The organism is Streptomyces sp. NPDC085900 (assembly GCF_044540925.1).
Classification (GTDB): Bacteria; Actinomycetota; Actinomycetes; order Streptomycetales; family Streptomycetaceae; genus Streptomyces; species Streptomyces gilvifuscus.
In genome coordinates, this window is the sequence record NZ_JBITSP010000006.1 from 395,556 (window position 1) to 421,636 (window position 26,081).

General features: G+C 71.9%; 25 protein-coding genes and 1 pseudogene. 12 read left to right on the top strand and 14 right to left on the bottom strand.

Annotation, left to right across the window (positions count from 1 at the left end):
* The first annotated feature begins 111 nt into the window (after positions 1-111).
* The 3 genes from ACIGDI_RS23370 to ACIGDI_RS23380 all read left to right on the top strand — a co-directional run bounded on the left by ACIGDI_RS23370 (position 112) and on the right by ACIGDI_RS23380 (position 2,821).
* Positions 112-408: a hypothetical protein gene (locus tag ACIGDI_RS23370; RefSeq protein ID WP_399899720.1), complete on the top strand. Its 297-nt coding sequence runs from the start codon at positions 112-114 to the stop codon at positions 406-408.
* 169 nt (positions 409-577) lie between these two features.
* A complete protein-coding gene (locus ACIGDI_RS23375; protein WP_399899723.1) occupies positions 578-1,600 on the top strand; it encodes a phosphotransferase family protein in 1,023 nt (340 codons plus the stop codon).
* 6 nt (positions 1,601-1,606) lie between these two features.
* Complete coding sequence (locus ACIGDI_RS23380) at positions 1,607-2,821, top strand: acyl-CoA dehydrogenase family protein (protein WP_399899726.1); 1,215 nt, start codon at positions 1,607-1,609, stop codon at positions 2,819-2,821.
* A 59-nt stretch (positions 2,822-2,880) separates the two neighbouring features.
* On the opposite strand, the gene ACIGDI_RS23385 is transcribed toward ACIGDI_RS23380, so the two are convergent.
* Genes ACIGDI_RS23385 through ACIGDI_RS23395 form a run of 3 tightly spaced genes read right to left on the bottom strand, consistent with a single transcriptional unit; the run spans position 2,881 to position 5,959 of the window.
* Positions 2,881-3,474, bottom strand: coding sequence for a TetR/AcrR family transcriptional regulator (locus tag ACIGDI_RS23385; RefSeq protein WP_058926281.1), 594 nt, complete (start codon positions 3,472-3,474; stop codon positions 2,881-2,883).
* Between the two features lie 47 nt (positions 3,475-3,521).
* Complete coding sequence (locus tag ACIGDI_RS23390) at positions 3,522-5,189, bottom strand: class I adenylate-forming enzyme family protein (RefSeq protein WP_399899730.1); 1,668 nt, start codon at positions 5,187-5,189, stop codon at positions 3,522-3,524.
* Positions 5,186-5,959 (bottom strand): SDR family oxidoreductase, encoded by a 774-nt coding sequence (locus ACIGDI_RS23395; RefSeq protein ID WP_399899731.1) that lies wholly within the window; start codon positions 5,957-5,959, stop codon positions 5,186-5,188. The genes ACIGDI_RS23390 and ACIGDI_RS23395 overlap by 4 nt, the downstream gene beginning before the upstream one ends.
* Before the next feature lie 159 nt (positions 5,960-6,118).
* Between ACIGDI_RS23395 and ACIGDI_RS23400 the strand changes: the two genes are divergently transcribed.
* Together ACIGDI_RS23400 and ACIGDI_RS23405 are read left to right on the top strand one after the other, a co-directional pair.
* On the top strand, positions 6,119-7,357 hold the full coding sequence (locus ACIGDI_RS23400) for an exo-beta-N-acetylmuramidase NamZ domain-containing protein (protein ID WP_399899734.1): 1,239 nt from the start codon (positions 6,119-6,121) through the stop codon (positions 7,355-7,357).
* An 81-nt stretch (positions 7,358-7,438) separates the two neighbouring features.
* Entirely contained in the window at positions 7,439-8,755 is a 1,317-nt protein-coding gene (locus tag ACIGDI_RS23405; protein ID WP_399899737.1) for a serine-threonine protein kinase, read from the top strand.
* 104 nt (positions 8,756-8,859) lie between these two features.
* Here the strand turns inward: ACIGDI_RS23405 and ACIGDI_RS23410 are convergent, their stop codons facing one another.
* Positions 8,860-11,643 carry a penicillin acylase family protein gene (locus tag ACIGDI_RS23410; protein ID WP_399899740.1) on the bottom strand — a complete coding sequence of 928 codons (2,784 nt, stop codon included), beginning with the start codon at positions 11,641-11,643 and terminating at the stop codon, positions 8,860-8,862.
* 223 nt (positions 11,644-11,866) lie between these two features.
* Between ACIGDI_RS23410 and ACIGDI_RS23415 the strand changes: the two genes are divergently transcribed.
* The 3 genes from ACIGDI_RS23415 to ACIGDI_RS23425 all read left to right on the top strand — a co-directional run bounded on the left by ACIGDI_RS23415 (position 11,867) and on the right by ACIGDI_RS23425 (position 14,458).
* On the top strand, positions 11,867-12,469 hold the full coding sequence (locus tag ACIGDI_RS23415; protein WP_058926277.1) for a hypothetical protein: 603 nt from the start codon (positions 11,867-11,869) through the stop codon (positions 12,467-12,469).
* 97 nt (positions 12,470-12,566) lie between these two features.
* Complete coding sequence (locus tag ACIGDI_RS23420; protein WP_399899743.1) at positions 12,567-13,298, top strand: 3-keto-5-aminohexanoate cleavage protein; 732 nt, start codon at positions 12,567-12,569, stop codon at positions 13,296-13,298.
* Positions 13,299-13,390: 92 nt separating this feature from the next.
* The gene (locus tag ACIGDI_RS23425) at positions 13,391-14,458 is read left to right on the top strand and encodes an RNA ligase (ATP) (RefSeq protein WP_272175847.1); all 1,068 of its coding nucleotides are present in this window, start codon (positions 13,391-13,393) and stop codon (positions 14,456-14,458) included.
* Positions 14,459-14,468: 10 nt separating this feature from the next.
* Here ACIGDI_RS23425 and soxR read toward each other — a convergent pair whose 3' ends face one another.
* Positions 14,469-14,951 carry a redox-sensitive transcriptional activator SoxR gene (soxR, locus tag ACIGDI_RS23430; RefSeq protein ID WP_272175848.1) on the bottom strand — a complete coding sequence of 161 codons (483 nt, stop codon included), beginning with the start codon at positions 14,949-14,951 and terminating at the stop codon, positions 14,469-14,471.
* A 107-nt stretch (positions 14,952-15,058) separates the two neighbouring features.
* Between soxR and ACIGDI_RS23435 the strand changes: the two genes are divergently transcribed.
* Positions 15,059-15,520 carry a MaoC family dehydratase gene (locus ACIGDI_RS23435; RefSeq protein ID WP_399899747.1) on the top strand — a complete coding sequence of 154 codons (462 nt, stop codon included), beginning with the start codon at positions 15,059-15,061 and terminating at the stop codon, positions 15,518-15,520.
* Between the two features lie 23 nt (positions 15,521-15,543).
* Here the strand turns inward: ACIGDI_RS23435 and ACIGDI_RS23440 are convergent, their stop codons facing one another.
* From ACIGDI_RS23440 to ACIGDI_RS23450, 3 genes are all read right to left on the bottom strand, one after another.
* A complete protein-coding gene (locus tag ACIGDI_RS23440) occupies positions 15,544-16,167 on the bottom strand; it encodes a TetR/AcrR family transcriptional regulator (protein WP_142150916.1) in 624 nt (207 codons plus the stop codon).
* A 103-nt stretch (positions 16,168-16,270) separates the two neighbouring features.
* Positions 16,271-16,516 carry a YiaA/YiaB family inner membrane protein gene (locus tag ACIGDI_RS23445; protein WP_399899751.1) on the bottom strand — a complete coding sequence of 82 codons (246 nt, stop codon included), beginning with the start codon at positions 16,514-16,516 and terminating at the stop codon, positions 16,271-16,273.
* Positions 16,517-16,590: 74 nt separating this feature from the next.
* Complete coding sequence (locus tag ACIGDI_RS23450) at positions 16,591-17,742, bottom strand: acyl-CoA dehydrogenase family protein (RefSeq protein ID WP_399900045.1); 1,152 nt, start codon at positions 17,740-17,742, stop codon at positions 16,591-16,593.
* 80 nt (positions 17,743-17,822) lie between these two features.
* Between ACIGDI_RS23450 and ACIGDI_RS23455 the strand changes: the two genes are divergently transcribed.
* From ACIGDI_RS23455 to ACIGDI_RS23465, 3 genes are all read left to right on the top strand, one after another.
* On the top strand, positions 17,823-18,473 hold the full coding sequence (locus ACIGDI_RS23455) for a TetR/AcrR family transcriptional regulator (protein ID WP_200700947.1): 651 nt from the start codon (positions 17,823-17,825) through the stop codon (positions 18,471-18,473).
* A gap of 69 nt (positions 18,474-18,542) precedes the next feature.
* On the top strand, positions 18,543-19,250 hold the full coding sequence (locus ACIGDI_RS23460) for an ArsR/SmtB family transcription factor (protein WP_399899755.1): 708 nt from the start codon (positions 18,543-18,545) through the stop codon (positions 19,248-19,250).
* Between the two features lie 259 nt (positions 19,251-19,509).
* Entirely contained in the window at positions 19,510-20,463 is a 954-nt protein-coding gene (locus tag ACIGDI_RS23465) for a DMT family transporter (protein ID WP_399899758.1), read from the top strand.
* On the opposite strand, the pseudogene ACIGDI_RS23470 reads toward ACIGDI_RS23465, so the two are convergent.
* The 6 genes and pseudogenes from ACIGDI_RS23470 to ACIGDI_RS23495 all read right to left on the bottom strand — a co-directional run.
* Positions 20,455-20,601, bottom strand: a pseudogene (locus ACIGDI_RS23470) (MFS transporter); the annotation flags it as partial. The gene ACIGDI_RS23465 and the pseudogene ACIGDI_RS23470 overlap by 9 nt on opposite strands.
* The gene (locus tag ACIGDI_RS23475) at positions 20,574-21,680 is read right to left on the bottom strand and encodes a Zn-dependent alcohol dehydrogenase (RefSeq protein ID WP_399899761.1); all 1,107 of its coding nucleotides are present in this window, start codon (positions 21,678-21,680) and stop codon (positions 20,574-20,576) included. The pseudogene ACIGDI_RS23470 and the gene ACIGDI_RS23475, both read right to left, overlap by 28 nt.
* 13 nt (positions 21,681-21,693) lie before the next feature.
* Positions 21,694-23,082: an aldehyde dehydrogenase family protein gene (locus ACIGDI_RS23480; protein ID WP_399899764.1), complete on the bottom strand. Its 1,389-nt coding sequence runs from the start codon at positions 23,080-23,082 to the stop codon at positions 21,694-21,696.
* A 117-nt stretch (positions 23,083-23,199) separates the two neighbouring features.
* Positions 23,200-24,543 (bottom strand): ABC transporter ATP-binding protein, encoded by a 1,344-nt coding sequence (locus ACIGDI_RS23485; protein ID WP_399899767.1) that lies wholly within the window; start codon positions 24,541-24,543, stop codon positions 23,200-23,202.
* A 181-nt stretch (positions 24,544-24,724) separates the two neighbouring features.
* A complete protein-coding gene (locus ACIGDI_RS23490) occupies positions 24,725-25,489 on the bottom strand; it encodes a class F sortase (protein WP_399899770.1) in 765 nt (254 codons plus the stop codon).
* The gene (locus tag ACIGDI_RS23495; protein WP_399899773.1) at positions 25,476-26,066 is read right to left on the bottom strand and encodes a hypothetical protein; all 591 of its coding nucleotides are present in this window, start codon (positions 26,064-26,066) and stop codon (positions 25,476-25,478) included. Before ACIGDI_RS23495 ends, ACIGDI_RS23490 begins: the two co-directional genes overlap by 14 nt.
* Between the last annotated feature and the right edge of the window lie 15 nt (positions 26,067-26,081).

Genomic DNA, 26,081 nt, shown 5'->3' on the forward strand with positions numbered 1-26,081 from the left:
TCCGGGGTGCGCGCACGCCACGCAAGCCGGACGCGTGCCCGATGCCCCGATATGCGCCGTTCGCATGGCAGCCTGTCGGTCGTCACCACCCCGCACCCCGAAGGTGAGCACATGACCGCCCTCCACCTGGAACACGCCTCCCACAAGCACGCGCACGGTCCCGACTGCGGGCACCCGCGGGTGCGGCACGGGGATCACGTCGAGTACGCGCACGACGGCCACTTCCACCGCGAGCACGAGGGCCACTGGGACGAGTGCGAGCAGGACGCGCACGTCGCGCACGAGGACCACGACCACCGGCACGGCGACGGGTGCGGACACGAGAGCGTCCTGCACGGCGACCACGTCGACTACCTCCACGACGGTCACCGGCACGCCGCGCACGACGGTCACTGGGACGACCACTGAACCTCGGCGCCCGGCCGATACGCACCGTCCGACAGCTCCCGCCGCCCCCGGCCGGGAGCTGTCGGCCGTATGGTGGCCCCGATCACTTTGACCTTCGGCACTGGACGACATACCGACCAGTCGGCATGATAGGTCGGGTCACGTGCACGCGCCTCGCAAAGGAGCCCCGATGAGCCCCGATCACCCGCCAGGTCTCGATCTCGACCGGCTGCGCGGCCTGCTCGACCGCGAGCAGCCCGGCCTGGTGAACGGCTCCCTGACCGGCCGGCTGATCGAGGGCGGACGGTCGAACCTCACGTACGCGGTCTCGGACGGCACCTCCAAGTGGGTTGTACGGCGTCCCCCGCTCGGCCATGTGCTGGCCACCGCGCACGACATGAAGCGCGAGCACCGGGTGATCAGCGCGCTGCACCCGACGAACGTACCGGTCCCCCGGCCGGTGCTGCTGTGCGAGGACGAGGAGGTGCTCGGGGCGCCCTTCTACGTCATGGAGTTCGTCGAGGGCACCCCGTACCGCACGGCCGACCAACTCGCCCCGCTCGGCCCGGAGCGCACCCGGGACGCGGTGCTGTCCCTGGTCGACACCCTCGTGGAACTGCACGCCGTGGACCCGGCCGAGGTGGGCCTGGACGACTTCGGCCGCCCCGAGGGCTTCCTCGACCGCCAGCTGCGCCGCTGGGGCAAGCAGCTGGACGCCTCCCGCAACCGCGACCTGGCCGGTATCGACGAGCTGCACGCCGAGCTCGGCCGCCGGCTGCCGGCCTCGCCCGCCGCGACCGTCGTCCACGGCGACTACCGCCTGGACAACGTGCTGATCGACGGCGAGGACAGGATCAAGGCGATCCTGGACTGGGAGATGTCCACGCTCGGCGACCCGCTCACCGACCTGGGTCTGCTGGTGATGTACAGCATGCCGCTGGGCATGTCCGACTCCCCGGTCTCCACGACCGCCGAGGCCCCCGGCCACCCGGCCCCGGCCGAACTGATCGAGCGTTACGCGGCCCGTTCCGGCCGGGACGTCTCGGCCGTCTCCTGGTACACGGCGTTCGCCTGGTTCAAGCTCGCCGTGATCCTCGAGGGCATCCACTACCGCTACACGCTGGGCCAGACGGTCGGCCGCGGGTTCGACCGCATCGGGGACCTCGTCCCCGTCTTCATCGAGCACGGCCTGACGACTCTTCAGGAAGGCTGACGGATCATGGACTTCGCGTTCGACGCCCGCACCGAGGAACTGCGAGCCAAACTGCTCGCCTTCATGGACGAGTACGTGTACCCGGCCGAGCCGGTGGCCGCGGAGCAGCGGGCCGCGCTGCCCTCGCCGTGGGACACCCCGGCCGTGGTCGAGGAGCTGAAGGCCGAGGCGCGCAGGCAGGGCCTGTGGAACCTCTTCCTGCCCGACGGCGAGTACGGTGCCGGGCTGACCAACCTCCAGTACGCCCCGCTCGCCGAGATCACCGGCCGCTCCCCGCAGCTGGCGCCGACCGCGACGAACTGCGCCGCGCCCGACACCGGGAACATGGAAGTGCTGGCGCAGTTCGGCGACGAGCAGCAGAAGAAGCAGTGGCTGGAGCCGCTGCTGGCCGGCGAGATCCGTTCGGCGTTCGCGATGACCGAGCCCGAAGTGGCCTCCTCCGACGCCACGAACATCACCACGCTCATCGAGCGGGACGGCGACGAGTACGTCATCACCGGCCGCAAGTGGTACATCTCCGGGGCGATGGACCCGCACTGCAAGATCTTCATCGTGATGGGCAAGACGGACCCGGACGGGCCCGACATCCGCCGCCAGCAGTCGATGGTGCTGGTGCCGCGCGACACCCCCGGCGTCACCGTGAAGCGCGCCATGCAGGTCTTCGGCTACGAGGACCACTACCACGGCGGCCACGCCGAGGTGGTCTTCGACCACGCGCGCGTGCCGGTCACCAACCTGATCGGCGAGGAGGGCGGCGGCTTCGCCATCGCCCAGGCCCGCCTCGGCCCGGGCCGTATCCACCACTGCATGCGGCTGATCGGCATGGCGGAGCGGGCGATCGAGCTGATGTGCCGCCGGGCCGTGTCCCGTACGGCCTTCGGCAAGACGCTGGCCCAGCAGGGCGTCGTGCAGAACTGGATCGCCGACGCGCGGGTGGCCGTGGAGCAGCTGCGCCTGCTGGTGCTGAAGACCGCCTGGATGATGGACACCGTCGGCAACCGGGGCGCCCACACCGAGATCCAGGCCATCAAGATCGCCACGCCCCGTACGGTCGTCGGCATCATCGACCGCGCGATCCAGCTGCACGGCGCGGGCGGTGTGAGCCAGGACTTCCCGCTGGCCGAGCTGTACGCCGGGGCCCGCACGCTGATGCTCGCGGACGGGCCGGACGAGGTGCACCAGCGGTCGCTGGCGCGGCGGGAGCTGAAGAAGTACCTGTGAGCCATGGGTGAGGGGCGGCTGCGGATCGCAGCCGCCCCTCACTCGCGTTTCCGGGACCGTCAGGGCCGCAGGGCCCGCAGCAGCAGGTCGGCGAGGTGGTCGGCGACCTCCTGCGGGCCCATCGGGCCGTCGGGGCGGTACCAGGTCGACAGATGGTGGACGGAGCCGAAGTGGTAGTCCACGACGAGGTCGGCGGGGGTGGCCTTGGAGAAGACGCCCGCCTCCTGCCCCTCCTCCACCAGCGCACGGAAGCGTTCGTGGTAGCGCCGGCGCTCGGCGCGCACCTGCTTGTTCTTCTCCGGGCTCAGATGGTGCATCGAGCGGAAGAAGATGGACGCGTCGTCGAGGTTCTCGATCGTGGTGACGACGACGTCCGCCGCAGCGCCCCTGAGCCGCTTCTCGATCGGCTCGTCGGCGTTCGCGAAGGCGTCCAGACGCTCCTGCTGGACGCGCAGCACGCGCGCGTACACCTCGTGCAGGAGGTCGTCCTTGGAGCCGAAGTAGTGGTACAGCGCCCCCTTGGTGACGCCGGCCGCCTCGACGATCTCCTGCACGGAGGTACGGTCGTAGCCCTGCTCGGCGAAGAGCCGGGTGGCGGCGGCCAGCAGCCGCTGCGGGACGGGCGTACCGTCTCCGTCCGTCGTCCTGGGCACTGTGCCGCCACCTGCCTTCCGGGCGTTCCGCCGTGTTCCGGCGTGTTCTATTCGCTTGCTTGCCTACGGGAACGTAGCTCCCGACGGAGGATCTTCCCACTTGCCGTCTTCGGCAAATCGGGCAGGATCTCCACCTGCCGCGGGTACTTGTAGGCGGCCAGTCTCTCCTTGCAGTACACCGCGAGTTCATCCGGGTCGGTCTCGGCACCCGGACGCAGGCTGATGTACGCCTTGACGGTCTCGCCGCGGTACCCGTCGGGCACCCCGACGACGGCCGCCTCGCGCACCGCCGGATGCGTGTACAGGACGTCCTCGACCTCGCGCGGCCACACCTTGAACCCGGACGCGTTGATCATGTCCTTCTTGCGGTCGACGACGTAGAGCCAGCCCTGCTCGTCCATGAAACCGATGTCGCCGGTGCGCAGCTCGCCGTCCGGGAAGGTCTCGGCGGTCGCGTCCGGGCGGCGCCAGTATCCGGGCACCACCTGCGGCCCGCGTACGAGGATCTCGCCCTGCTCGCCGAACGGTACCTCCCGCCCCTGGTCGTCGACGATGCGCACGACCGACTCCGGCCCCGGCAGGCCCACGGCCAGCGTCCCGGAGACCGGATCGACGGGGGCCTCCAGGCCGGGCGGGACGGAGGCGCAGGGGGCGGTGCACTCGGTCAGCCCGTAGCCGTTGCGGATGTAGGGCCCGAAGCCCGCCCGGAACTTCTCCACCAGGGCCGGCGGGACCGGCGCGCCGCCGCTGGAGATGTTCACGAAGGAGGAGAAGTGGTCCGCGGTGGCGTCCGGGTGGGCGGCCAGCGCCATGAAGGCGGTGGACGGACCGACCGTGTAGTGCGGCCGGTGCTCGGCGAAGGCCGCCAGCACCACGCCCGCCTCGAAGCGGTACGTCAGCACGAGCGTGCCGGCGCTGTCGAGGCAGGCCCCGAGCTGGCACACCATCCCGGTGATGTGGAACAGCGGGGCGAGGGCGTAGTACACGGGCCCGTCGGGCAGTGCCAGCCCCGTCCGCTGCCGCTCGGCGTTGTACATGATGTTGCCGTGCGTGTTGGTGGCGCCCTTGGGGGTGCCGCTGGTGCCGGAGGTGTAGCTGATCAGCGCGATGTCGGACGGGGTGAGGTCGCGGCCCTCGGGCGCCTCGTACCCGGCGCGGGCCACCGTCGTCAGGTCGGCGGCGTCCGCACTCTGCGGCTGCCGCTCGAACGACAGCACGCGCGCGTCACCCCGGGTCTGGAAGTCCAGCTCGCAGGCGGTGAGCACGATCCGCACCGGCGATCCGGCGGCCGTCTCGCGCAGGTACGACTCCCAGGCCCGGTCGGCGCAGACCAGCGCGGTCACCTCGGCGTCCCGCAGGACGTGCCCGACCTCCCCCGACTTGTACATGGGGTTGACCGGCACGACGATCGCGCCCGCCTTCCACGCGCCGAGCAGCGCCAGCACGAACAGCGGCGAGTTCTGCAGCAGGATCGCCACCCGGTCCCCGCGCTCCAGGCCGCGCGCGGCCAGATGCCCGGCGACCGAGTCGCTCAGCTCGTCGACCTCGGCGTAGGTCAGCCGGCCGTCGAAGTAGGCGAGGAAGTCCCGGTCCGGTGCCTCGCCGACGGCCCTTCGCAGGGCGTGCACCAGCGTGTCGAGGGGCTTCACCGGGGCCCGCTGGGCGTCGTTCAGCAGGGCCACCCAGGGCTTGGCCGCGTAACGGGAGCCGGTCACCGTACGTCCTCCCACTTCTGCTGGACGCGGTTCATGTTCTCCAGCCAGTGCTCGGGGTCGGTGGCCCGGGCCTGGTAGAACTCGGCGACGAAGGGGTGCGGCAGGATGAGGAAACGGTCCTCCTCGATCCCCTTGAACAGGGCGTCCGCGACGTCCGAGGGGTCGATCGCGGTGGACTGCAGCACCAGCTCGCCCGCGCTGCCGCTGGCGGTCAGCATGTCGGTGCGCACGCCCTGCGGGCAGATCGCGTGGACCTTCACGCCCCGGTGGCGGTAGGTCAGCGACAGCCACTCGGCGAAGGCGTAGGCGCCGTGCTTGGTCACGCTGTACGAGGGCGCCCCGATCATGGTGAGCAGCCCGGCGGCGGAGACGGTGGACACGAACCGGCCGCTTCCCCGCTCCAGCCACGCCGGAAGCAGTTCCTGGGCGGCCCGCACATGGGCCATGACGTTCACGTCCCAGGAGGTCGCCCAGGACGTCTCGTCGGCCGAGAGTCCCTCGGCGCCGTCCTGGAACCCGACACCGGCGTTGGCGCAGTACACGTCGACGGTCCCGCCGAGCGCCTCCCGGGCCGGGACGATGACGGCGGAGGCGTCGCCGGGGACCGCGATGCCGCCGATCTCGTCGGCGACGGCCCGGGCCCGGTCGCCGTCGAGGTCGTTCACGACGACCCGGGCCCCTTCGGCGGCGAACCGCCGGGCCAGGGCGGCCCCGATACCTCCCCCGGCCCCCGTGACGACCACACCAGCACCCTGAACGGCTTCCACCATCGGTCTCCTTCGACTGCGGTTCGGCTGCGGCCAGACTAACCGGTCGGTATGTGTCAGGAAAGGGGTGCCCGAAACGCGCCAGGGGCCCGGGGAGCGCGCCGCGAGCCACCCACCACCGGCGGCTTCCACCCGGCCCGCGGGAGCAATACCGTGCCCCTCATGCGCCTATCCAGACGAGCCCTCCTCGCAGCGACAACGGCAGCAACCTCCCTCACCGCCGCACCCCCGGCCACCGCGGCCGAGCCCCGCCGCAGACTGCGCACCGGCTTCGAACGCCTCGCCGCGGACGGCTACTCCCTCCTGTACGGCCGCCGCGTGGGAATCGTCACCAACCCCACCGGCGTCACCCGAGACGTCCGTCACATCGTCGACGTCATGCACGCGGACCCCCGTGTCGACCTCGTCGCCGTGTTCGGCCCCGAGCACGGCTTCCGCGGCACCGCGCAGGCGGGCGGCTCCGAGGGCCGCTACGACGACCCCGCCACCGGACTCCCCGTCTACGACACGTACCTCAAGAGCGGCCGGCCGCTCGCCGACGTCTTCACCGCCTCCGGCGTCGACACCGTCGTCTTCGACATCCAGGACGTCGGCGCCCGCTTCTACACGTACATCTGGACGCTCTACGACTGCATGGAGGCGGCCCAGCTGGCCGGCAAACGCGTCGTCGTGCTCGACCGCCCCAACCCGGTGACCGGCCGCTCCGCCCAGGGCCCCGTCCTGCACAAGGAGTTCGCGACCTTCGTCGGGCGGCAGCCGATCTCCCAGGCGCACGGCATGACGGTCGCCGAGCTGGCCGGGCTGTTCAACGGGGAGTTCCTCGCCACCCCCGTCCCGCTGGAGACCGTACCGATGACGGGCTGGAGGCGCTCGGACCTCTACGACGCCTCCGGGCTCCCCTGGGTGCCACCGAGCCCCAACATGCCGACACCCGACACGGCGCTCGTGTACTCGGGCACCTGCCTCTTCGAGGGCACCAACCTCTCCGAGGGCCGCGGCACCACCCGCCCCTTCGAACTGCTCGGCGCGGACGGCATCGACGGACGCTGGGCCGCCAAGGTGAGCGAACTCGGCCTGCCCGGCGTGCACTTCAGGGAGGCGTACTTCGCGCCCACCTTCTCCAAGTTCCAGGGAAAGACCATCGGCGGAGTGCAGATCCATGTGCACGACCGGGCCGCGTACGACCCCGTCCGCACCGGAATCGCCCTGCTGGTGACCGCCAGACAGGTCTGGGACGGCTTCGCCTGGCGCTCCGACAACTGGATCGACAAGCTCACCGGCTCCACACAGGTGCGCACCGCGATCGACGCCGGGGCGAGCACCGAGGACGTCGTGGCCGGCTGGCAGGAGGAACTCGCGGCGTTCCGGCGGATTCGAAAGGAATACCTCCTCTACAAGTGAGTCGCGGCGTATGGCCATTCCCGCCCGGTAGCAGGACGATGCGCCCACATCGCACCACTACGGGGGACGAGGGAGCCCGACATGGCACAGCCGGCAACGAGCGTGACGCCTTACTGGGAGCTGACCTTCGACGCGGACGGGGACGTCGACGCGAGGGAACGGGACGCACTGCTGACCCAGGTGGGCGGACACGACGTCCGCGACCTGATCGTCTTCTCGCACGGCTGGAACAGCGACCGCACGCACGCGACCGCCCTGTGCACCGGGTTCTGCCGTCCGATCCGCGAGTTCGCCCCGCGGGCGAGGATCGGGTACGTCGGCGTGATCTGGCCCTCGATGCGCTTCTCCGACGAGCCGATCCCCGACTTCCCCAAGTCGGTCGTGGCCACCGAGGCGGAGGCCGACCCGGCACCCGCGCTCGACAAGGACACCCGGCACGCCCTGCTGGAGACCTTCCCCGGCCGGGCCACCGTCGTGGACCAGATCGCCCGCATGCTGGACCAGCGCCCCGACAACGAACTGGAGGAGTTCGGCAGACTGGTCCGGCTCCTGGTGGAGGTCGTGCCGGGTGGGCCGCAGCCGTTCTTCGCGGCGGACACGGTCGCCGAGGGCGTTCCGCAGAGCGAGCCGGCGCTGTTCACCGCGGACACCGCGACGCTGTGCGACGAGTTCGCCCGGGCGCTGGCCTCCCTGCGGGCCGACGGCGACCCGGAGTCGTTCTCGCTGCCGAACCCCTGGGACGGGGCGAAGGAACTGCTGCGGCAGGCCACGTACTACGCGATGAAGCGGCGCGCGGGAACGGTCGGCGAACGGGGACTCGGCCCGGTGATCGGCCGGCTGGCGGCCGCGGCGCCGGACCTGCGGGTCCACCTCGTCGGGCACAGCTTCGGCGGGCGCCTGGTGTCGTTCGCGCTGCGCGGCCTGCCCGAGGGCGTGCGCACGGTGAAGTCGGTGACGCTGCTCCAAGGGGCCTTCTCGCACTACGCGTTCGCGGCGCGGCTGCCGCAGGACCCGCGTACCGGCGGGGTGCTGCAGGGACAGCAGAACCGTATCGACGGGCCGCTGGTGTGCTGCTACTCCCGCTTCGACCAGGCGCTCGGCACGCTGTATCCGCTGGCCTCACGGATGTCGGGCCAGAACAACGCGGTCGCCGGCTTCGACGTGCTGGGGGCGGGAGCCGAGTGGGGGGCCATCGGCCACGACGGAGTGCAGGCGGTGCCGGGCACCCGACGGCTGGACCTGGCCGAGGCGTTGCGGGGGCCGCTGGCCGACGCCGGGTGCGTGAACGTCGACGCCTCCGCGGTCGTCAGACGCGGGGGGCCGCCGTGCGGGGCGCACAGCGACATCGTGCATCCGGAACTGGCGCGGGTGGTGCTGGCGGCGGGCCGCATCCGCTGACCCGCCGCCGCTCTGTGCCATGTCACACGTCACGCATCACATGTCACGCATCACATGTCACGCGTTACATGTCACATGTGACACGCCACCCCGCCCGTCCCACCTCACCGGTGCGACGTGTACTCCACCACCTGCTGGAACGTCGGCCGGTTCTGCCAGCTGATGTTGCCGTGCTTGATGCCGCCAAGGGTGCGCTGGACGATCGAGTCGGCGCACCACTGGTCGCCCGCCGAGCAGAGGCTGTCGCCGGGGTAGACGGTCGACGCGGACGTGCCGGCGGCCGTCTTCAGGGTGCTCATCAGGATGTCCCGGCAGGAGCTGAGGCTGCCGCCGCCGCAGTACTTGTCGGCGAGCGGGCCCTGGACGCTCTCCCCGAGCACCGCCCTGATGTCCTTGTCGACGTAGCTCCACCAGCCGTACTGGAAGGAGCTGCCCGCGTGCGAGCCGGTGGGCCCGTGGGCGGCCGACGGGGACTCGTCGATCGGCAGGTTGTTCGTGATGGCGGTGTACAGGTCGCTGCCGAGACCGGGTTGGAACTCGGCCTTGACCAGCAGCGGCCACCAGGCGTCCAGAATGCGGATCGCGTCGGCGTCGGCGTACTTCTTCGAACCGGCCGAGGTCTCCGTGCGCTTGGCGCCCGCGGACACCCACGCCTGCAGCTTGCTCACCGCGTCGGCCACCGTGGAGTCGGTCACCGTACTGCTGTTGACGACCTTGAGCAGCTTCGGCAGGACGTCCTCGGCGCGCAGGTCGGCGAGGGCGGCGTCGGCCATCGCCTGCACCAGCTTCGTACGGGTCACCCCGCCGGCGGCGACGAGCTTCTTGACCCGGTCCTCCAGCAGGTTGCCGCGGTGCACGGAGCCGTCGCCCCAGGGCGCGGTCGTGTAGTCGAGGGCCTGCTTGTTGTTCCAGGAGACGTAGTAGTCCTGGTCGACGGAGTTGGGGTGCGCCGAGGCGGGCGTGTAGTCGGCGGTGTTGGTGGTCGGGTTCCAGTTCTTCCACTCGTAGGCGGCCTGTCCCCACACCGGGAACTCGGCGTCGACGCCGCTCGCGCGCACCGGGTTGTCGCCGCTGTTGTAGTAGGCGGTGTGGGAGGAGTCGGCGTAGAACCAGTTGAAGGTGTAGTTGATGTGCTGTGCCGCGCTCTGGAAGTCCTTGGGGCCCTTGACGTAGTCGGGGTCGTTGAGCATCTGGAAGCCGATGATCGAGTCGGCCTCGTGCATGTAGGAGGAGCGCAGGGTGGTGTAGGCGACCTTCTTGCCGCCGACGGTGGCCCGGTACTCGACGGGGCCGTACTTCGTCTTCCACACCCGCATGGTGTACGACCCCGCGGCGGTGCCGTCGGCCGTGGTCGGCTTCCATGAGTTGGTCTGCTCGACCTTGTCCATGGCGGTGCAGGTGCCGTGATACAGGTAGTGGTAGTCGTCCTGGCACAGTTCGACGGCGTAGGTGTCGATGATGTCCTGGCCGGAGGTGGTCGCGGACCACGAGTAGTCCTGGCCGCGGCCCAGTTCGACGTACATGCTCAGGCCGGCGAAGGAGGCGCCGCGGGCGCTGATGCCCGGGCCCTGGATCTCCTGGAGCATGAGCAGCTGAGGTGCGAAGTACCCGGTCTGCGGGCCGAAGACGGCGATGGGGTGGCCGCTGGCGGTGTACTTGCCGCTGACCACGAGGGCGTTGGACATGCCGCGCCTGGCCGAGCTGAGCGCGGTCGTGGTCGCCGTCCGGCTCGCTGCGGTGGCGCTCTGGCTGGCGCCGGTGCCGGTGGCGTCGTAGACGAGCGGCTCGGTCGTCACGGAGCCCGCGTCGGGCAGGGCCTCGCCCTGGGCGTCGGCGGGCTTGGTGGCGTAGGGGAAGCTCTCGCCGTTGTGGACGGTGAGGACGGCCTCGGGGTCGTTGCGTTCGCGGAAGGACTCCCAGACCTTGGTGCCCTGCGCGACGCCGTACTTGGACTGGGCGGCGATCAGTGAGATCGCGTTGTTGACCTCGCCGCCGCCGCCGGCGCCGAACAGGGAGCCGATCACGGAGCCGAGGGCCACCAGGTCGGTGATCTTGAAGTGGTCGATGGTGCCGGCGTTGGTGATCGAGTCCTTGTGCCCGGTGAGGACGTACTCGCCGGGGAAGTAGCGGCCCGAGTCGGAGGCGTCGATGTAGGCGTTGATGCCGGCGAGGTAGGCGTTGGCGTCGGCGAGGGCCTGCTGGCCGCGTGCGCCGTTGTTCGCGACGGCGTTGTCGATCTGGGCCTGCAGATCGGCTTCGGAGTAGGGGGCGTTGCGGTAGAACTCCTGCTCCAGGCCCTGGTTGGCGGCCGCGCCGCCCGCGAAGGCGGTCAGCTGGCCGCGGCCGACGTGCCGGAAGACGTCCATGAGCCACAGCCGGTCCTCGGCCGCCGCGTACCCGGCTCCGAACTCGGTGCCGTATCGAGTGGTGCCGGTGATGTGCGGTACGCCGGCCTTCTTGTCGCGGACGATCGTCACGTCGCTGCGGCCCGCCGGGCTCTCCGTGGAGGCGACTTGATCCGAGGGAACGCCGAACGAGGCGTCGTTGAAGAAGGTGTTGATCTTCGCGTCGGTGAGCCCGGAGTAGCCCGTGGCCAGGTTGGCGTAGGGGCCGAGCTGGTCCTCGGCGTGGCTGGGCTGGGTGCCGAAGGCCTGGTTGAGGAGGATCTGCGCGAGGGTCGCGTTGCCGTTCTCACCGGGCGGCAGGATGTCGGAGCACTGGCCGCCGCAGTAGTCGTTCGAGGTGGTGGCGGCGGTGGCGGTCGTCTGGGCGAGCGGGGACAAAAGGCCGGCAATCAGGACGCATATGGATGCGGACTTCAGGAACCCGGTGGCTCTGCCGGGAGTTCTCAGTCTGTCGAGGGTGGTGCGCACGGTGCGTCGAGGCATGGCGGCTCCTGCCGACGAGGGGGTGTGCCGGGACGTTACCGCCGGTATCCCCGAGATTGAAGATGAACATGCGTCAAGTTTTGGAAGACGGTGGTCGGCTTATGGGGGTCATCGGAAATCGGATGGAGCCGAATCGCTTGTCGATACGTCTATTCGGCGACGTCCTTACGACGACGCCGAAGTGACCGAAGTACAGGTGCAGGTGTGACGGAGGTGCAGGACGATGGCCGGTTTCCGGAGTCTGGCGAGACAGGTCCGCGATCCGCGGTGCGATCTGGCACTGCGGCGCTACTCACTGCGCAAGTGCCTTGAGAGGTTCGCTCCTTACGGGCACAGGGCGACCTGGGACCACTTGTGCTCCCGGGCAGGGTTCGGTCCGGAGGACCGCTCTCCCGACCCGGCGCGGCTCGTGGCCGCACTGGAGGAGTTGGAGGAGGCGCGTTCGGTCTGGCTGGCCTACGAGGTCGAGTTCGCCGAGCGACGCAAGAAGGAGAAGCACGACGGGCTGCGCCGACCGGGCAGCGTGGACGACTGGCACCGGCTGACCTGGGGCGGGTTCGGTGTCGCGTGGTGCGACGACCCACGGGTGCACCCCCGTGAGCCGCTGGCCGAGGTGCTGCGGCGGCTGATCTCCGCCCTGGAGCGCGAGCCGGGTGCGGAGTGCCCGGTGTGCGGCGGGGAGCGGCTGGTGTGGACCTACGACCTGGACCATGAACCGTCCTCCGGTCCGGTCTGCAGCAACTGCGGGATTCTGGTGCCACGGCCGGTGCTCAAGCCCGAGGCCCTGGCGGACGCAAGGCGCGGAAGGCTGTTGGTGTCGGCCTAGCACGGCGGGGGTGCGCCGGGGATGCCGCACCCCCTGTTCTGTCCGCCGCGGGTGCGGCGGGCGGTCCGTTGTCAGTGGCGTCCGGCACGCTTGGGGCATGGTGCAGGTGTGTCTCAACGGGACGCGAGGGTCCGCCGACGGCGCGATGGTGCCGCTGACCCCTTCGGCGCTGGCCGAGTCCGCGGCAGAGGCCGTCGCGGCCGGTGCCACGGATGTGCACGTCCACCCCAAAACACCCTGCGGGCGAGACGCGTTGTCGCCGCGGGTGATCGGACCGGCGCTGGAGGCGATACGGGCGCGGGTGCGGGTGCCGGTCGGGGTGACCACGGGTGCCTGGGCCGAGCCGGATCCGGCGGCCCGGCTCGCGCGGGTGAGGAGCTGGGCGGACCTGCCCGTTCTGCCCGACCACGCCTCGGTCAACTGGCACGAGGAGGGCGCCGAGGAGATCGCCGCCGCCCTGATCGACCTCGGTGTGGGGGTCGAGGCCGGCATCTGGTCCGGGACGGACGGCGCGGCACGGTTCGCCGTGTCGCCGCTGGCGGGGCGGGTGTTGCGGGTGCTGGCGGAGGTGACGGACAGGTCTGCCGGGACGGCCGAGGACAGCGCGCGTGCGCTGCTGGACGGCCTCGGTCCCGCGCCGGGGCGTCCGATCCTGCTGCACGGCGAGGACGCGGGCGCATGGCCGGTGCTGCGGCTGGCGGGGCGGCTGGGGCTCGCCACCCGGATCGGCCTGGAGGACACACTCGTCCTGCCGGACGGTCAACCGGCCCTGTCCAACGCCGAAATGGTGACCGAGGGGCTGAGGCAGTACCGCGACGCGCGACGGTAGCAGCCGTAAAAGCGCTCGCTCCACCGTTTTCGCGTCCGGACAGTGGGAGGCGATGAAACCGAACTGAACGCCCTCCCGAACCGAGGTGTCCCATGTCGACGCTCCGCGTCACCGCCGAAGTGCTGACCGTCCACGAGCATCCCAACGCCGACGCGCTCGAACTGGCCCAGGTGGGCCTGTATCGCGCGGTCGTCGCCAAGGGCGCCTACCGCACCGGCGACGCCGCCGTCTACATCCCCGAGCAGGCCGTGCTGCCGGCCGGGCTGATCGAGGAGCTGGGGCTCACCGGGCGCCTGGCGGGCACCGGGGCCGACCGGGTCAAGGCGGTGCGGCTGCGCGGCGAGCTGTCGCAGGGGATCGTCTGCCGTCCGAAGGCGCTCGCGGACGTCGACCTGGCGCGGGCCGCCGTGGAGGGCACCGACTTCGCCGAGCTGCTCGGCATCACCAAGTGGGTGCCGCCGATCCCGCCCACGATGAGCGGCGAGGTGGAGTCCGCGCCCGAACTGCTGCCCTGGGTGGACATCGAGAACATCCAGCGGTTTCCGGACGTCTTCGCACCGGGCGAGGCTGTGGTCCTGACCGAGAAGCTGCACGGCTCGGCGTGCCTGCTGACCTACGCGGCCGACGAGGGACGGGTGTACGTCTCGTCCAAGGGCTTCGGCGCCAAGTCCCTGGCCCTGAAAGAGGATCCGCGCAACCTGTACTGGCGCGCGATGCACGGGCACGGGGTCGCCGAGGTCGCGAAACGGCTCTCCGAGCGGCTGGGGGCGCGGCGGGTCGGGATCTTCGGCGAGGTGTACGGCGCAGGGGTGCAGGACCTGACGTACGGCGCGGACGGCCGGCGGGAGAGTCTCGGGTACGCCGTGTTCGACGTGTCCGCGGAGATCGACGGGACCGTGCGGTGGCTGGACGCGGCCGAACTGCTCGACGGGGAACTGCCGTTGGTGCCCCGGCTGTACGAGGGGCCGTACGACGTCGAGCGGGTGCTGGAGATCGCGAGCGGGCGGGAGACCGTGTCGGGGCGCGGGCTGCACCTGCGGGAGGGGGTCGTGATCCGTACCGCGGTGGAGCGCTACAGCCCGGTGACGGGCGGCCGGGCGATCGCGAAGGCGGTGAGCCCCGCCTACCTGACCCGCAAGGGCGGGACCGAGTACGAATAGGCCCGCGCCGTCAGCCGGTCCCGGCCGTCCCGCCCCGGCGCCGCTCCACCATCAGCCGGGACCCGCTCCGCCGCTCGCCGAAGGCGTCGTCCGGGTTGGACAGGACGCAGGAGTCCAGCGACAGGCAGCCGCAGCCGATGCAGTCCGTCAGGTGGTCGCGGAGGCGGTTGAGCTGCCTGATGCGCTCGTCCAGTTCCGAGCGCCAGTTCTCCGAGAGGCGGGCCCAGTCCTCGCGGGTGGGGGTGCGCTCCTCGGGGAGTTCGGAGAGGGCCTCGCGGATCGTGGCGAGGGGGATGCCGACGCGCTGCGCGGCACGCACGAAGGCGACCCGGCGCAGGGTGTCACGGGAGTAGCGCCGCTGGTTGCCCGCGGTGCGGCGGCTGCTGATCAGGCCCTTGGACTCGTAGAAGTGCAGGGCCGAGACGGCGGCGCCGCTCCGGGCGGCGAGCTGGCCTACGGTGAGCTCGTGGATCTTCTCGGGGATCTGGGGCACCCCTCGAACCCTACCCATCCGGCGCCGGCGGTCGTCCGTTGACATCGGATTCCCGGCCGACCATGCTAAGCAGTTGCTTAGACATTGCGACGCATGGGAGGCCGGACATGGCAGAGCCGAGGATCTTCACCTCCGCCGACGAACTGAAGGCGGCGGTGGGCGAGCAGCTGGGGTACACCGACTGGCTGGAGGTCGACCAGAAGCGGATCGACCTGTTCGCGGAGGCGACGGGCGACCACCAGTGGATCCACGTGGATCCGGAGAAGGCCGCCTCGGGGCCGTTCGGCACGACCATCGCCCACGGGTACCTGACCCTGTCGCTGCTGCCGCTCTTCGGCCCGCAGCTGATCCAGGTCGAGGGCGTGAAGATGGGCGTCAACTACGGCACCAACAAGGTCCGTTTCCCCGCCCCGGTCCCGGTCGGCTCCCGGCTGCGCGCGACCGCGAGGATCAGCGCTGTCGACGACGTGCCCGGCGGCGTCCAGGTGAGCGTCGCGTACTCGGTGGAGCGCGAGGGCGGCGACAAGCCGGTCTGCGTGGCCGAGTCGGTGGCCCGCTTCTACCTCTGACGTCGCCGGCGGCGGTCCGGCGGCTACTTGACCCCGACCATCCGCAGCACGAGGTCGGCGTAGAGCGCGCCGACCTCGTCCGGTGTCCAGGGGCCGTGGACGTTGAACCAGCGGGCGACGTCGATGCAGAGCGAGAGGACGGCGAGGGTGGTGCCCTTGACGTCCAGCACGTCGAAGTCGCCGACGGCGATGCCGTCCTCGATGATCCCGCGCACCTCGGCGTCGCACTGGCGGCGCAGCGCGAGGATCTCGGCGCGGGCGTCCGGGCCGAGGGAGTCGAGCTCGTACTGCACCACCCGGGCGGTCGTCCGTCCCCCGGCGTGCCAGCGCACGAAGGAGCTGACGGCGTCCGCGAGCCGCTCGGCCGGAGTGCCCTCGCCGCGGGCCGCCGTGCGCAGGATGTCCACCGCCTTCTCGTGGCCGATGCGGCTGATGCGGTGGAGCAGCTCTTCCTTGGTCTTGTAGTGGATGTAGAGCGCGGCCGGGCTCATGCCGGCCCGGCCCGCGATGTCACGGGTCGTCGTGGCGTGGTAGCCGCGCTCGGCGAAGGCCTCCACCGCGGCCATCAGCAGCCGCCGGGCCGCGTCGGGCGTGACCTCGCCCCATGGCGCCACCTCGCCGCCGGCCGTCTCCTCCGCCGTACTCATCGCTCGCTCGCCCCTCTCGCAGACAGACACCCCACCATACCGCCCAGGGTGAGCGAGCGCTTAGTCCGCTCGTTCACAGCTTCCGTCGGGGATTCCGTCGGGGTCAGAGCTTCTCGAAGGGGTGGTACGACCGCTCCGCCGCCTCCTGCCGGTCCCGGATGACCTTGGCGAGGGTGAAGGCGGAGGTGACGAGGTAGAGGACGGCGATGCCGAGGAACGCCCGCACCCAGGCGTCGGCGTTCGGCTTGAAGATGCCGATGGCGGTGGCCGCCATGGCGACGGCGAAGGAGGCGACCGCCTGGCCGTAGAAGGCGGCGGTGTTCTGCTGCTTGCCCGAGGTCTCACTCATGGGGACAAGGGTGCGGGCGGGCGGCGGGCGGCACATCCGCGCACATACTCAGCCGAGGTACTCAGCCGAAGCGCTCAGAACGCCGAAATCCCCGTCAGCGCACGGCCGATGAGCAGTTTCTGGATCTGGCTGGTGCCCTCGTAGAGGGTCATCACACGGGCGTCGCGCAGCAGCTTGCCCGCCGGGTACTCGTCGATGTAGCCGTAGCCGCCGAAGACCTGCAGGGCGTTGTTGGCGGCGCGCACGGCGGCCTCGGAGGCGAAGAGCTTGGCCTTGGAGGACTCGACGGCGAAGGGCTGCCCGCGGTCGATCAGGTCGGCGACCCGCCAGGTCAGCAGCCGGGCCGCGTCCACGTCGACGGCGATGTCGCTGATCAGCTCCTGCACCAGCTGGTGACGGGCGATGGGGCCGCCGAACTGCTCCCGCTCGCCCGCGTACTTCACGGCCGCGTCCAGCGCGGCCTGGGCTATGCCGACGCAGCCCGCCGCGACCGACATCCGCCCCTTGGCGAGGGCCGACATGGCGACGGAGAACCCCTTGCCCTCCTCCCCCAGCATCGCGGAGGCGGGCACCCGCACGTCCTCCAGGACCAGCTCGGCCGTCGCCTGGCCGCGCAGGCCGAGTTTGCCGTGGACGGTGCGGCGGGTCAGCCCGGGGGTGTCGGTCGGCACGAGGAAGGCGGAGACGCCCTTGTGGCCGGGGGCGTCGGTGGAGCGGGCGAAGAGCAGGACGACGTCGGCCCAGGTGCCGTTGGTGATGAACATCTTGGTGCCGTTGACGACGTAGTCGTCGCCGTCGCGGACCGCGCGCGTGGTGAGGTTGCCGGCGTCGGAACCGGTGCCCGGCTCGGTGAGGCCGAAGCAGCCGACGTACGCGCCGGAGGTCAGCCCCGGCAGCCACCGCCGCCGCTGCTCCTCGTCACCCCAGGCGGCGATCGTCTTGGCAACCAGCCCGAGCGAGACGGAGACGATCCCGCGCACGGACGAGTCACCGCGCCCGAGCTCCTCCGTGACCAGGCAGTACGCGAGGTGGTCGCCGCCGGAGCCGCCGTACTCCTCGTCGACGGTCAGCCCCAGGAAGCCGACCTCGCCGAGCTTCTTCACGATGGCCCGGTCGACCTCCTCGGCGCGGTCCCAGGCGACGACGTTCGGGGTGATCTCCCGCTCCACGAAGTCCCGGGCGAGCCGCCGTACGGCCTCCTGCTCCTCGCTGAGCCCCAGGTTCACCACGAGATCACCCCACACAGACAGATCTTGAAAGCCGTACCTTTAAATTAGCACTGCTAGTTTCTGATCGCAGCCCTACTATGTGCGCCATGGCCCGACCGCGCAAGCCCCTGCTGAGCACCGACCGGATCGTCGAGACGGCACGCGCGCTCGTGGACGCGGAGGGCCTCGCGGCCGTCTCCACGCGCCGGCTGGCCGCGGAGCTGGGGGTCAGCGGTCCCTCTCTCTACAACCACTTCCGCACCAAGGACGAGATCCTGGAGGCGGTCGCGGACTCGGTGAGCGCCCAGGTCGATCTGTCGATGTTCGACGACGGCCGGGACTGGCGGACCGCGCTGCACGACTGGGCGGTCTCCTACCGGGCCGCGCTGCGCGACCACCCCAACATCGTCCCGGTGCTCGCCACCGGCCCCGGGCGGCGCCCGGCCGGCCTCCGGCTCGCGGACGCGGTGTACGGCGGCATGGTCCGCGCCGGCTGGCCTGCCGCACAGGCCACGTCGATCGGCGCGCTGATGCGGTACTTCATCATGGGCTCCGCGCTCGGGTCGTTCGCGGGCGGCTTCGTGGACGACGCGACGGCCTACGACCCCGCCGACTACCCCCACCTCGGCCAGGCCCACCTCCTGGCCGAGCACCAGGAGAAGATCGACGAGCGGGCCTTCGAGACGGGGCTGACGGCACTGCTGGACGGGCTTGCGCAGCAGTACGAGCAGGTGCGGCGGCCGGTGTAGCGACGTTTCTGCGACCTTGCGGCGACCTTTCGGTGGGGGCCGAAGTGTTCGTGGCCCATCCTGGGACGCATGAGCAGAGATTCCCAGGCGGCGGGGCTGGCCCGGCTCGCCGGCCTTCTCGCCGACGAGACGCGGGCGGCCTGTCTGCTGGCGCTGCTGGACGGCCGGGCCTGGACCGCGGGTGAGCTCGCGCGGCATGCCGGGGTCGCCGCGTCGACGCTCAGCGAACACCTCGGCAAGCTCGTCGCGGGCGGACTGCTCAGCGAGGAACGGCAGGGGCGGCACCGGTACGTGCGGCTCGCCGACGCGCGCGTCGCGCAACTGGTGGAGGAGCTGGCCGCGCACGCCGGGCCGGGGGACGTCGTACGGCCTTCGGGGCTGCGGGCGTCGAGCGCCGGGTCGGCGATGGCGCGCGGGCGGACCTGCTACGACCACCTGGCGGGGCGGCTCGGTATCGCGGTCACCGACGCGTTGGCGCTGCGCGGGCTGTTGCGGGTGGACACCGGGTTCGCCCTGACGGACGCGGGGGTGGAGTGGTTCGGCGCCGCCGGGATCGCCCTGGAGGGCGGGGGGCGGCGTCCGCTGGTCCGGGCGTGCCTCGACTGGACGGAGCGGCGGCCGCATCTGGCGGGGGTCGCCGGAGCCGCGTTGTGCCGGCACGCACTGGATGCCGGGTGGTGTGTGCGGATCGGGTCCGAGCGGGCGGTGAAGGTGACGGCCGTCGGGGAGCGGGCGTTGCGGGAGCTGTTGGGGATCGAGGAGGGGGCGTTGCGGTGAGGAGGGGAGGGGACGGGGAGGGGTGGCTCTGGATGTGTGCCGGGTGCGGGTGGTTCGTGGCTGGTCGCGCAGTTCCCCGCGCCCCTCGGTCGGCTGCAGCACCCCAGGGGCGCGGGGAACTGCGCGACCAGCCCACCACCTACCCGCACCCGGCACACATCCCAAGCCCCCACCCCAGTAGCCGCCCCTGCCCCTCCCCGCCCCGCCCCGTCCGAAATCCGCCAGCCCCGCACCCCCCGCCCCACCTAGCCTCAGGAGCATGATGAACGTCAGCCGCAGCCGCCCCCACCTGCTCCCGACCGCCGCGGCGGCCACCACTGTCGTGTTGTGGGCCTCCGCCTTCGTGTCGATCCGGAGTGCCGGCGCCGCGTACTCGCCCGGGGCGCTCGCGTTGGGGCGGCTGCTGTCCGGCTGTCTGGTGCCCGGCGTGCTCATGGTCGTACGAGGGGAGGGGCTGCCGCCGCGGACGGCCTGGCGGGGCATCCTGATATCGGGTCTGCTCTGGTTCGGGTTCTACAGCGTGGTGCTGAACTGGGGCGAGCAGCAGGTGGACGCCGGCACGGCGGCCCTCGTCGTGAACATCGGGCCGATCCTCATCGCCCTGCTGGGGGCGCGGCTCCTCGGCGATCCCATGCCGCCGCGGCTGCTGGCCGGCATGGCGGTGTCGTTCGCGGGGGCCGTGACGGTCGGCCTGTCGATGTCGGGGGGCGGCGGCTCCTCCGTACTCGGCGTGGTGCTGTGCCTGCTCGCGGCCGTCGGCTACGCCGGCGGTGTCGTCGCGCAGAAGCCGGCGCTCGGGCGGGCCAGCGCGCTGCAGGTGACGACGTTCGGCTGCCTGGTCGGCGCGGTGGTGTGCCTGCCGTTCACCGGGCAGCTGGTCGGCGAGGCGGCCGACGCGCCGGTGTCGGCGACCCTCAACATGGTCTACCTGGGAGTATTTCCGCTGGCACTGGCCTTCACGACCTGGGCGTACGCCCTGGCCCGGACGACCGCGAGCCGTATGGGCGCGACGACCTACGCGGTGCCCGCACTGGTCGTGCTGATGTCCTGGCTGGTGCTCGGCGAGGTGCCGGGGCCGCTCACGCTGGCGGGCGGGGCGCTGTGCCTGGCGGGCGTGGCGGTGTCGCGGTCGCAATCGCGCGCACGGTCACGGGCCGTGGCCCCGGAGACGGCTCCGGGGCCACGGCCCGAGCGGGCGCCGGACTCAGTGTGAACGCGCCCTGCCGGCCAGGACCTCGATGGACAGCAGGGCGATCACGGACAGGGCGATGATGTAGGCGGAGACCGACATCGAGGTGCCGGTCGCCTCCAGCAGCAGGACCATCACGAAGGGCGCGAGGCCGCCGCCGAGGAAAAGACGATCAGCGCGCGGCCGCCCTTGCCGGCCAGCATGTTCTCGAAGGCCGCCGGGATGCCGTCCAGGGCGATCCGTTCCGTCACCAGCGCGCCCAGGTCCAGACGGCCGGAGCGGATGTGGTCGGCCAGCACGGGCAGGTCGCGGGCCGGGTCCGAGTTGCCGTAGACGCAGCCGGACAGGGTCCGGCCCCAGTGGAAGATCTCCAGGGCGTTGAAGGTGACCTGCTGGTCCTTGCCGCCGATGCCGACCACCGTCGTACGGCCGCCGCGGCGGGTGGAGTCCCAGGCCGTGCGGATCGTCGCCGCGCGGCCCACGCACTCCACGGCGACGTCGACGCCCTGCTTGCCCGTCAGGCCGCGGATCTCGCGGGCGGTGTTCTCCGACGCCACCACGTAGTCCGTGGCGCCGGCGTTGCGGGCCAGCTCCTCCTTCTCCGGCGACACGTCGACCGCGACGATCCGCGCGGCGCCCGCGATGCGGGCGGCCTGGAGCGCGGCCAGGCCCACTCCCCCGACGCCGTACACCGCGACCGTCTCCCCGGGCCGGACCTGCGCCGAGTGGTGGACGGCGCCGTAGCCGGTGAGGACCGCACAGCCCAGGAGGGCCGCGTCGGTGAGGGGGACGCCCTCGGGAAGGGGCAGGAGGCAGGACGCCGGCACGACCGTCTCCTCGGCGAACGCGGCGACGTTGAGCCCGGGGTGCAGGTCGACGCCGGCGGCGGTACGGGCGTACACGTCGGCGGCGCCGTTCAGGGCGTTGGCGCACAGCCACACCTCGCCGAGCGAGCAGGCGTGGCAACTGCCGCAGGAAGGAGCCCAGTTGAGGACGACGGGGTCGCCGGGCGCGACGTCCGCGACGCCCTCGCCGACCGACACGACCGTGCCCGCGCCCTCGTGGCCGAGGACCGCGGGGACCGGCACCCGCATGGTGCCGTTGGACAGGGACAGGTCGGAGTGGCACACCCCGGCGGCGGCGAGGCGGACGCGGACCCGGCCGGGGCCGGGGTCGGGCAGCTCGATGTCGGTGATCTGAAGCGGGGCGCCCACCTCGGGCAGGACGGCTGCGCGAACCATGTGTGAACGCTCCTCAGAACTGCAGGGACTTGGTCTGGAGGTACTCGGCGAGTCCGTGCGCGCCGAGTTCCCGGCCGACGCCCGACTGCTTGTAACCGCCGAAGGGGGCAAGGGGGTTGAAGCGGCCGCCGTTGATGTCGACCTGGCCGGTGTCCATGCGGCGGGCGAAGGCCACCGCCTCCGCCTCGTCGCCGGCCCAGACGGCGCCCGCGAGGCCGTAGACCGTGCCGTTGGCGATGCGCAGGGCGTCCTCCTCGTCCTCGTACGGGAGGATCGCGAGGACGGGGCCGAAGATCTCCTCCTGGGCGATCGTCATCTCGGGGGTGACGTCGGCGAAGACGGTCGGGGCCACGAAGTAGCCCTGATCGCGCGGGGGTTCGGTGCCGCCGGCCACCAGCCTCGCGCCTTCCGCGACCCCCTTGTCGATGTAACCGCGCACCCGGGCCAGCTGCTTGGCGTTGACGACCGGGCCGATGCGCGCGCCGTACTTCGCGGCGGCGCCGGCGGCCAGCTCGACGGCCTCCTCGTAGCGTTCCCGGTGCACCAGCATCCGGGTCCAGGCGCTGCACGTCTGGCCGGAGTTGGACATCACGTTGGCGACGCCGACGTTGACCGCCTTGGCGAGGTCGGCGCTCGGCAGGATGACGTTGGCGGACTTGCCGCCCAGCTCCAGGGCGACCCGCTTCACGGCCGCGCCCGCGGTCGCGCCGATCTCCCGGCCGACGGCCGTGGAGCCCGTGAAGGACACCAGGTCCACGTCCGGATGCTCGGCGAGGGCCTGTCCCGCGACCGGGCCGAGCCCGGTGACCAGGTTGAACACGCCGGCCGGTACGCCGGCCTCGTGGACCGCCTCGGCGAAGAGCTGGGCGACCAGCGGGGTGTCCTCGGCGGGCTTGAGGACGATCGTGCAGCCGGCCGCCAGCGCCGGGGCGACCTTGGCGACGACCTGGTGCAGCGGGTAGTTCCAGGGCGTGATCGCGCCGACCACGCCGACCGGCTCCAGGTAGACGGTCGAGTTGCCGGCCTTCTCCTCGAAGGCGTACGTCGCCGCCAGCTCGGCGTACGAGCCCGCGACCGCGATGGGCACGGCCGCGTGCACGTTCTGCGAGAACTGCAGGGGCGCGCCGAGCTCGGCGGTGACGGTCTCCGCGATCTCGTCCTTGCGGGCCAGCAGGACGTCCCTCAGGGCGGTGAGCCGCGCGGCCCGCTCGGCGGGCGCGGTGGCGGACCACGCCGGGAGCGCGGCTCGGGCGGCCCGTACGGCCGCGTCGACGTCGGCGGCGGTGCCCGCGGGCACGTGGCTGATGACCTGCTCGTCGACCGGGTTCACGACCTCGATCGCGTCCGTACCGGCGGCGGGGCGCCAGGCGCCGTCGATGTACATGCCGTCGTGTGCCTTCATGGTGCTCCTCCGGGCGGGGCGTCGTCCGCGTCACAACCTACCGACAGCCACATAAACTAGCGGCGATAGTTTTCGGACGCCAGACTCCCCCCCGCGCCGGAGGCCGCGGGAGAGCCGCTACTCGTCCAGGTCGGGCAGCCGTGCCGGAGACGGGGAGATCCGCTCGCCGTGCTGGTCGAAGACGAACAGGTGGGCGATGTCGACGAGGAGGGGGACCTGCAGGCCGCGGCGCAGGTCGATGTCGGGGGTGGTGCGGACCACCAGGTCACCGGGGAGGCGGGCCTCCGGGGGCGTCACCGCCGGGTCCGGGTCGGCCGGCTCGTCCAGGACCACCACCGGTCCGGCCCGCATCGCGCCCGCCCGCTCCCGCAGCCGCCCCAGCACCGTCGCCCCGCCGTCCCTGCGCCGCCGCCGGGACGGCCGCGAGGCGGGACGGGGCGCCTCCAGGTCCGGTACGACGGCGGGCTGGGAGCCGGTGTCGAAGTGGACGAGGATCTCGTGCCCCTGGAACTCCACGTGCTCCACCAGACCGGTGAGCGGCACCTCGCCGGGGCGCGCGGAGCTGTGCTTGGCGATGCGGACGGCCTCCGAGCGCAGGCCGACGATCACCTCGCGCCCCTGCTGGACACGGAGCAACTGGTGGTCCAGGGACAGGGGTTCGGGCAGCCGCAGGAACTGCTTGCCCAGGCTGATGGTCATCGCGCCGTCGAGCGGGGCGCGGACCAGGCCGCGCAGCAGGTTGATGCGCGGGGTGCCGATGAAGGCGGCGACGAAGACGTTGCGGGGCAGGGCGTAGACCGCGCGCGGGGTGCCGAGCTGCTGCAGGACCCCGCCGCGCAGCACGGCGACCCGGTCGCCGAGGGACATGGCCTCGGCCTGGTCGTGGGTGACGTAGACCGTGGTGACGCCCAGTTCCCGGGTGAGCTTGGAGATCTCGGCGCGCAGGTGGTTGCGGAGCTTGGCGTCGAGGTTGGACAGCGGCTCGTCCATGAGGAACGCGGACGGGTGGCGGGCGATGGCCCGGCCCATGGCGACGCGCTGCCGCTCGCCGCCGGAGAGCTGGGCGGGGAGGCGGTCCAGGAGGTCCTCGATGCCGAGCATGCGGGCGGTGGCGTCGACGCGGGGGCGCGGGTCCTCGCCCGGGTTCTCCACCCGCAGCGGGAAGCCGATGTTCCCGCGGCTCGTCATGTTCGGGTAGAGGGCGAAGTTCTGGAAGACCATCGCCATGTTCCGCTCGGAGGGCAGCAGTTCGTTGGCCTCCTCGCCGTCGAGCAGCAGCCTGCCCTCGGTGATCTCCTCCAGCCCGGCGATCATGCGCAGCACGGTGGACTTGCCACAGCCGGAGGGTCCGAGCAGGACGAGGAACTCGCCGGGCTCGATGTCCAGCGACAACCGGTCCACCACGCGAACGCCTCGCGTGTAGGTCTTGCTCACGTCCTGCAGGGAGATGGCGCGTGTCATGACTGAGGCCCCCGGGGGCTGCTGGGCGCTGGTGCTCCGCGACGTCGAACACCTCGTGCGGTTCGCACGAGGCCTGTGGGTCACGGAAATTAACGGAATGTGCCCGGCCGAGGGAAGACTTCGGACGCTCGGGTTCAGCCTGTGAGAAAGCGGACGATCTCGTTCAGCGGTTCGTCCGCGCTCACCGGGTGCGGGTGAGGTGCGCGAAGACGACGGTGTTGCCCGCGTAGCCGGTCCTGCGGTCGTAGGCGCCGCCGCAGGTGATCAGCCGCAGCTCGGGGCGGCCCCGGGCGCCGTAGACCTCGCCGTTGGGGAAGTGCGCCTTCTCGTACGTGCGGACCTTGTCGACGGTGTAGACGGCTCTGCGGCCGTCCGCGCGGCGCAGTTCGACGAGGTGGCCGGGGCCGAGCTCGCCGAGGCCGGCGAAGACCGCGGGGCCGGTCCGGGTGTCCAGGTGGCCCACGACGAGCGCGGTGCCCTGTTCGCCCGGCGAGGGGCCGCCCTCGTACCAGCCCACCCGGTGGCCGTCGTCCTCGGGGGGCGCGGTGAGCCGGTGGTCGCGGTCCAGGCCGAGGCCGAAGACCGGGGCGTCGACGCCGATGTAGGGGATGACGACGCGGGTCGGGCGGGAGCGGGACAGGGGGTGGGGCGGTGGGGCCGTCCGGCGCGGTGCCGTCCGGGGCGGGGCGGGGCGCGCGTCGGAGGCGCGGGGGGCGGGGGGCCGGGAGCCGGCCGGGGGCTGCGCGGGGGTGGCCGTCGTCGTGTGAGGGCCGTCGTCCTGGGTGCACCGGACGGCGCCCACCACCAGCAGGACCCCGAGGACGAGCGTCCGGGTCAGGCGGTAGGCGCGCGTCCGGTACCAGGGCCTGGGGCGGCGCGCCCGTCCACGGTGTGCGGACGGGCGGTGGGTGCCGGGCCCCGGTGTCCTGGTGTTACGCCCTGCCATGCGGGCGGCGACGGAGCCGGAAGTAGACCGCCCCGCCCACCGCGGCCAGACCGACGGCGGCGGCACCGGCGACCGGGTTGATCGCGGCGTCGCGCGCGAGTCCGCCGCCGCCCGCCGGCGGGCCGCCGTGGGGGGACGCGGTGGAGGTCGTGCAGTCGACCCAGAAGACCTTCATCTTGCCCGCGCCGTGGCCCAGGCTCGTCTGCCACGTGAGCTTGTAGTGCCCGTTGGACAGGGTGACCGGTTCGGTGTGCGCCGCGCCCGTGGCATCCGTGGTGAGCGTGCCGGTCTTCGTGCCCGCGCCGGCCGTCGGCGGCTGGCCCGCGATGGTCCAGGTGACCTTCTCGGCGGCGTCGAAGTTGAAGGCGTCGAGGTAGAACTTGCAGACGTGCGGCTGGTTGTCCTTCTCGGGCACGGACGCGCCCACCTTGTGGATCTTCACGTCGCCGTTGTCGCCCGGGACCGGGGTGGGCGCGGCGAGCGCCGGCGAGCCGAGGAGCGCGCTCCCGGCGAGGGTCAGGGCCGCCAGCGCGGCGGTGCGCGCTCCCGCACGGCGCTGCAGAGGCATGGTGGGCATGCGAGTCCTCCGAGT